We start from the raw sequence: 7,773 nt of genomic DNA on the forward strand, positions 1-7,773 counted from the left end.
TAATCGCTACTATTTTAGCAATTAAATGTCTTCATGAACATCTCAGCAGCTATCGCACAAATTTGTTATAAAAAATTGCGCGTAATCACCACAAAAAGTATGAGCATGACCTGTCCTTTGAATAAGCCATATGCACAGCTAAACTATTCAGTTCTTTACATAATCTATCTCTCTGTATTTTCATGTTTAGTTTATTTTGTATACCTAAGTTGTTTTTGAGGGTGTCGCACAAATGCGCGAACCTTCAACAACTCGTGATTCTAATTTTGTAACCGATCAATGCCAAACATGTCAACAGGCACAGAAGTCTTACGCCGCACAGAAGATTTCCGTGTATTTTTACGAGCAAACTGCTCAATAGCCTGCGGAATTTCTCTCACGCCAATAGCATGCAGCTGCGCTTTATATATGTTGAGATAGCGAGGGATCTCTGCTGATCTTCCATTAAGTGCCAACAGTTCTAACATGCGATATACAATATCTTCGCGAAGAGGTGCTTGCGAAAAGGCTGTTTGCATCACGCGCAAGGCCAGGCGTATTCTACCCTGTCTAAATGCGGCATTACTAACGAGCTCAGAAACCGTAATAAAGAGATTTTGAACCTCTTCAAATCGGTTGTAAAATCTACCGGTAATATCATTAATAGAAAGGTCAACGCCCGAGCCAAACATGCTCAACGCACGACATCCCTGATCTATCAAAGTAAGATCGTCCATTCCTTCGTTGATAACGGCTTGAGCGATACGTTCAAATACATCAACATCACAAATAATTATTTCATCGTTTAAGAAAACCATTCCTTCATTTTTATTAACGCGCAAAGGATTTTGAGGTAACAGTTTTGCCTGCAAAGCCTTGCGTGCTGCACTCATGGTTTCATAGAGCCTTACCATGCCATATTCAAAATCGCAATCTCCCCAAAGGGCACTAATAAGGTTATATCTATTGGATCGATGCTGTGGACAAAACGACAAATAGCCAAGTAACTGATTGACATGACGCTTTTGCAACAGACGCGTATCTACCGCTACGCCATCTACCGAAACAGAAAATCGATCAAGACAGCGTATCAAAACACGCCTATCATAAGATAATTCATGACGCATGGACATGGATGATGGCAAATCATAAGCTAGGCCAAGTTGATCTTGTACATGATTGATTTTTGGATTCGATTGTCCGGACGCAAGTCTTTTTGCCTCATCAGATTCAATCAAGTTGATACCTGCTGTTTGCATATGCTCCCATGAGAAATCACCATACACTGCTTTCATAAATTGCGAAAATGCCCTTTTCCAAGAAAGCGGCGTGTTTTGTATGAGCTCAGCAGAACAAGCTGGTAAAAGTCTATATACCATTGCATAAATCCACGCCATGTTTCTTGAAGGAGTACCTGTTATATGGCGCAACTTTGTAAATTTCTCGGAAATTGGCAATGAATCATCCGCGCAAGAACTACTGTATAACACCAAGCACGCAACATCTTTAAAAAATCCCTCACAACAATTTATATCCTTCTTATGGATCTGTTCTTTAGACAAAAGTCGCGCACACAAGCATACAAGAAATGCGAGCTGCTGCAAATAGGGCTCGTGTATGGTTTGCGCCAGCGTATAGCCCATTTGAGCCTGGGCATAGGCTCTTTGTGGCATTTCTTGTAAAAGTTTCTGAATTGCATCGCCTATATAGAAGATGGTTTCAAATGTTTTATCATAATGCTCATGGGCAAATTGAATTGCATGTTCTCCTCTAATAAATAGGGGTTTCATATGCGACAACATGGCAACCAACTCATCAAAAAATCCAACATAGGAGTCTAAAGGCGAATTTTGGCACAAGTTACGTAGACATTTTTCGGATGCTGATTCAAGGCAAACTCCCTCAGGAGAAAGTCCAAGCATGGCATACGCATAATATTTGGTATGATTATCCAAAATATCGAATAAATTTTGAGATGCAGACTCCGACGAATTTAAACTTGCATGATGAATTACTTTGAGAAAATCACCCTGCTCAAGTAAGTTAATGCTATGCGCAACATGATGCACTAAAGGTGCGCGTGATTTAGAAAAACGCATGGTACAACCATATGCGTCCTTAGATAAGCGACAGGCACTTTTTAAATATTCCAGTGCGCGAACGGTGTCAACATAGGCAAGATAATCTGGTGTTTTCTCAGTAACATAAGGGATACGTTTATGAAGCGAAACAACTGGTAGCCCGTCAATTTTTTGTGAATGTGATGCTGCAGCATCAAGCTGCCCAGACGACGCAGAGACAACGGACTCGGTAGATGCGGAATGCTCGGTAAGCTCGATAGACTCGGCAGATGCGGCAGACGCGGCAGAAGCCTTTGAAGCGCCCTCGTGAACTTCATTGAGATATTTGTTAAGGTATCCATCAGAAAGCAGACTATAAGCTTGCTCCAAAAATTGAAAACTCCAAGTCTTTGCACACGTAGAACGAGTAACCGTTAATAAGAAGTCTACTGCTTCGGTTTGTGAAGAAACAATCAGACCATGTCCACGATTCAAAAGGCGGCGCATGCATTCCTGGATAAGTAGACTATGATCGCCGCACAAAATGCTTGTATTTGTTTGAATCGAGGAAAGATCCTTTACAAGATTAAGAACAGTAGCGCATCTCGCATATGAACCTCGTTGCGCCAACACAGCAGCTAAAAGCCATAACAGCTCAGGAAAACTCTTATAGTAGCTTGCAAAACCTTGTATAAAGGATTGCCAAATATAATCATCGCATAAACCTGCAACCTCAAAGGTTGATGTATAAACATTAAACTCAATGAACCCGTCTTCCAAGAGAGCCTGTTCTTTAATATCTGCAAAACTAATATTAAGTTTTTTGGATATAAAATCGAGTTCGTCTGTCTTTCCTGCGCCCAAACCAAATAACGAAAGAAGCGCAGGCATATAATTACGATCTTGATAACTCGGCGCCAGGTGATTCGCGTAATCGTATACATAATAATGCACATAGTCATAAAGCGTGCTTAAGTACGCAGATTTATTGTCGTAAACGTCTCGCTCACTTTCCCTATCATGCAAAAGTGCAGCGCATAACACAGGAATATTGTGAGTTGCCTGCAAAAGACCCTTACACGAATCATCAACTTGAGCAGCTAAGTCCGATTTATTTACAAGATGAGCTAATGGATAAAGCTTACGATAGAAATATAAATATTGCGGACGCGTGGTAATTAAAACTCGATTCTTGCTGTTAAAGAGTAGTGAAACAACGCGAATAAACAGCTCATGAACAGCAGGATCAAATGTGTAAACGTGACTAAATGCAACAAAATAATGATGTTTGGATAGATCTTTCCTTGTAAACTTGCCGTAAAGACGCTCAAAAAAGGGAATCATATTCTGTTTTGAGCATTTAGAAAGGTCAAAATTTAAAACCTCATAATCGTGCGATTCATAGTAGTGTAATAAAGCATTTAAACAAAAAGCTTTACCAAAGCCGTGAGCCGCATTAAGAAGGAGAATATCGCCTTGCGTTACATCATCAGGTACAAATTTTTCTAACAGGGTCTTACGAGGAAGCAAAGTAATAGATCCTGAGGTAAAACAAGGTTCATCTGCAGATAAAACAGAAATCACACCGTTGTTCAATGTATCCGAATAATAGCACATATCAATCATCTCCATTCAGGTATGGAAAAACAATATTTTTGTAAGTTGCGTCCTTAAACGAACAAAGGTAAAGACATAACTTGACTGAAACTAAAAGTAATCTGAAAGAAAAATGCAAGAGTAAATTTAAAAGTTTTTGTAAATTTAAAATCTTTTTTTAGAAAAATTCAGTTTTGTACAATAAAAAATGAAAACTTGCAACAAACTTGCACGAAGTTATAAGAAAAAATGCACAAAGCTCGTAACATGGAAATTTTGAAATAAAAAATTCTGGGCTTTAAAAATAAAGTTATCTTCAACTAACAGTTTATGCGAATACAAGAGAATATGCGAAAAAGGCGTGAAAATGCGTAATTTTGGTATCGATGAATGGCGGTTATTTTTCGGTAAGCGGTATGTATAGAAGCCAAAAAATGCTCAAACCACGCCAAAATTACCTGAAAAATTAAGGTGTAACGAATGACTAAAACCACTAAGGGAATAAGAATAAGGCTCAGAATAAAAGTAAGAGCACAGAACCCATCTTTAGAAGTTAACATTAGAAAGTTAGCGCTAGAATCCTTAGATCGCGTACACATAACGTAAAGAATAAATTGCATCGTAAAACGAGGTATTTATCACTTTTATACATAACAAGATTAATTTTTTCTCGGATTATTGCTTGATCACAATCAAATTCCTATTGCTATGAAGGTATATCCAAGATACAAATCTGAAAAGCCTGTTATGCGAGATGTTATTGCCTCTCTTAAAGCGAAGAATAACATTTCAGGCAGAACCATTCATGTAGCAGATAAAGGCTTAAATTGTGTACAAAACATTGCCTTTGCAAGGATGAATAAGGATACATACCTTTTCTCTAAGTCGATTAAAGAACTTTCAAAGATAAAAAGGCAGGAGCGCAAAGCTATGCCCGCGCCAAACGTAGCGAATGCGGAGAAGTAGGTAAATACGTAGATTTTACCGATAAGGATGGAGAAAAAGGTATAGCTTCTATCAATCATGAGGCAATAGAGAAAGATCGAATGTTTGCAGGCTACAATCTGCTTGTTACTTCTGAAATAGACATAGATGAAAGATGCATGTACGAGATCTATCACAATCTGTGGAGGATTGAAGAGTCGTTTAGAGTCATGAAAACAGATTTAGATGCACGACCTGTATATCTCCAGAAAGAGGATAGTATCAAAGAGCACTTTCTCATCTGTTGTCTGACTGTGTTGCTTGAGCGTATCTTGCAATTTAAAGTGCTTCATAACAGCTTTTCATCAAGCGATCTATTTCGTTTCTTCAAGGAGTTTAGAGTAGTAAAAGACAAAAGCAAGCATGTGAACAGAACAAGACTCACACCTCTTATTGCAGAATTGGAGCACATGTTTGATCTCCCTCTAACCAATTATTAATTATCACCTAAACAAATTGAACGGATTACTAGCTGCAAAGTGTAAGCAGAGTGGAAGCAAAGTGCAAGATAAAGGAAAGGGAGCCTGATTTCAATCAAGCTCCCTTATTGATCGCTTGTATGCTTTCTTTTGTGATTAGTTGTAGGATCAGACTATTTGACTAGCACCATTTTTGAATGTTGGATACCAAAGCCAGGTTATTTACACACTTTTTGTCCTATGGCTCAATGGTGGAGTGATGATAAGCTGATAGTGAGCTTATGGTGGGCTCGTGGCTGTTTTTTGAGTTTGCGTGTGCTCCCACGCGCTTATTAATCACGTATGCACAGCTATATGTGCATACCATGAAAGCTGTACCGCCATCATTACATGCTGAGCTAGCACAAGCGTAGACGATTATTTTGTCGGCTCGCGAAGTATCAGCGGTTTACTGAACGCAATGACTTTACTTGCAAGCACGTACAAGCAATAACATACAAGACCTGCTGCAAAGCTTGCAAGCGTACAGATGATATATCTTACCGCAAATTGTCCGAGCGCATTATGAAGAAGAGATACCCAGTTTTCCCAGCTCCACAACGCGTAGAAGAGCTTGCTATCATGCAGCAAATAGACCATAAACGTAGAAGCCGCTATGAAATTGATGATGCGATTAGTGGGAATAGTAATGCGCCTAAAGAGCTCAAAGAGGGCTATACTCATAAGAATAGGTATCAGCTGTCTAGGCCACACATAGAGAGGGATGTCAGGCGTGAAGAGCGCCCCTCCATCGGGATTGTATGCAATGATTTTTGCCGCTGTGCAGATATAATAATTAGCTAGAACAAATAGATTTAGCACGATAAGAACTGCAGGTATAACCCATGTTTTGACCGAGCGAAATGGATCGAAACGTTTGATATATCCGCCGAGCATATAGAAAAAAACGCCAATAGCAAGCGTTTGACCAACCCCTATGTTATCTATGAGACTCGCGCTCCAGGACAGCTGCACAAGAGCAAACAGTGTGATGGTACACATAAAATATGTTTTTCTGTCCCAGCGTGCAAGTAGTTTATTGAGGAATAGTTGAGCTAGTACCATTACCAAGAAGTAATAGCCTGCATACCACGACATCCAGTTGAACGCATTGAAATCTATCAACGTAAGGTGCTTCCCGCATTCGCTTCGATAGAGTACTATCGAGGCAAAACCAAGTACGAGCGTAGAAAAGCCCATTTGAAGGAGCAACTTCTTTGATATTTTTCCAAGGTCGATTGACTGTTTATGCGCCATAAAATACCCAGAAATGATGAGAAAAATGGCGTTTCCTACTTGCCCCATAGGTGATATAAGCGCTAAGATACCGAGTCTTTTTGCAAATACTGGCTGACAATACCAATAATTACCGAGTTGTGCGATGGATGTAGGATCGGTGAGCTGAATTTTGATACAGTGAAAAAATATGTGATACGCAATAACCATGACCATAGCAAGGATTCTCAGCAGCTCTATGCTTGAATTTCGTGTCTTCATATAGTTCCTTGTTTGCTTGTAGAAGCTCTCCTGCTAAGAATAAGTGTTCAAGAGTGGTTTGCATGCCAAGATATTTTTCACTCGCAACTATATTTTGCCACTTGTATAGCTAAGTTGTAGCAAATTTATAGAAAATGCATCTACTCTTTTGGTCTGGTGGGCAATAGATACTGGCGCCCTTGTACTTTAGAAGCAGAAGCATGACATGACCGCATTACAAGCGCTTCGAATTGTAAGTTTAAGCGTTGAGAATGCTATGAAACGTGTTCTGATGGATTAACCTGGAAGTTTGTCTGTTGGACGCACATTCTCGGAGACGTGGGGGGGCTGGGGTCATACAAAACCAAGTCAGAAAAATTTGAAAATACCCCATTTGACACGAGTTTCAGGGGCAGCGCGGCACTTGAAGAAAATACGTGTTTTTCATTTTGCCTGGTAGAAGGATTGGGGCTTTTTGACACGGCTCTCAAATTCACTCAGAAGAGGAATTTTTGGGTCAAAAACTCGTGTCAAACAAGGTTTTTTTGAATATTATGAGAAATGTTTGTAATAGCACACCCGAGCACTCGGACGCACGGACACTATCTGCCACGTGTTCTGGACTTTTATCAGTACATATTCTCAAGCGTTTGGAAACATTGTAAAAGCATCCATTCAAGTGATATTAGCAATGGATACTCTGCACGCTTGTACTAGCTCTACGAATTATTCATACAGGTAGAAAATGCAAATCAAGCCAAAATTATCCGAAAATTAAGGTGTAAAGAACGAGTAACACTATGCAACTCATAAATAGGGATATATCGAATAATTGAAATGACTATTTCTGCAGTATAACTAAGAGCATTATTGACGTTAACGATAAATCAACTAAAGAAACGACGCTCACAATACGAACCCACAAGAGACAAAAAGAAGAAAGATGAAGATAACTCTAAAGCAAAGGCAACCTCGATATACAAATGTCCCTCGTTGGTCAGCGACGTCCTGCTCTCCCACGGACTAACTCCGCAGTACCATCGGCGCTAGGGGGCTTAACTTCCGGGTTCGGAATGGGACCGGGTGTACCTCCCCTGCCAAAATCGCTGACCAACGAGGGACATTCAATTATCAATCAGAGCACATGAGTATGTACTCTGAGAGCTATACAGCATAACAATTGATTAGAAGACGCATATGATCTACATTGAATAGAAAAG

General features: G+C 39.7%; 2 protein-coding genes, 1 rRNA gene and 1 pseudogene. 1 reads left to right on the forward strand and 3 read right to left on the reverse strand.

Going from position 1 to position 7,773, the window contains the following annotated elements:
* Window positions 1–260 precede the first annotated feature (260 nt).
* Complete coding sequence (locus AC1DBT_RS05755; protein ID WP_480018978.1) at window positions 261–3,656, reverse strand: AfsR/SARP family transcriptional regulator; 3,396 nt, start codon at window positions 3,654–3,656, stop codon at window positions 261–263.
* A gap of 911 nt (window positions 3,657–4,567) precedes the next feature.
* Here AC1DBT_RS05755 and AC1DBT_RS05760 point away from each other — a divergent pair.
* Window positions 4,568–5,059 (forward strand): annotated as a pseudogene (locus AC1DBT_RS05760) (IS1634 family transposase); the annotation flags it as partial.
* Between the two features lie 396 nt (window positions 5,060–5,455).
* Here AC1DBT_RS05760 and AC1DBT_RS05765 read toward each other — a convergent pair.
* Window positions 5,456–6,574, reverse strand: coding sequence for an acyltransferase family protein (locus tag AC1DBT_RS05765; RefSeq protein WP_480018979.1), 1,119 nt, complete (start codon window positions 6,572–6,574; stop codon window positions 5,456–5,458).
* A 974-nt stretch (window positions 6,575–7,548) separates the two neighbouring features.
* A 5S ribosomal RNA gene (rrf, locus tag AC1DBT_RS05770) occupies window positions 7,549–7,664 on the reverse strand.
* Window positions 7,665–7,773 lie beyond the last annotated feature (109 nt).

This window comes from Fannyhessea sp. C0108B2 (assembly GCF_056583915.1).

Bases quoted from the DNA above. Each gene is read 5' to 3' on its own strand.
- AC1DBT_RS05755 (WP_480018978.1), bottom strand. From the start codon at position 3,656: ATGTGCTATTATTCGGATACATTGAACAACGGTGTGATTTCTGTTTTA.
- AC1DBT_RS05765 (WP_480018979.1), bottom strand. From the start codon at position 6,574: ATGAAGACACGAAATTCAAGCATAGAGCTGCTGAGAATCCTTGCTATG.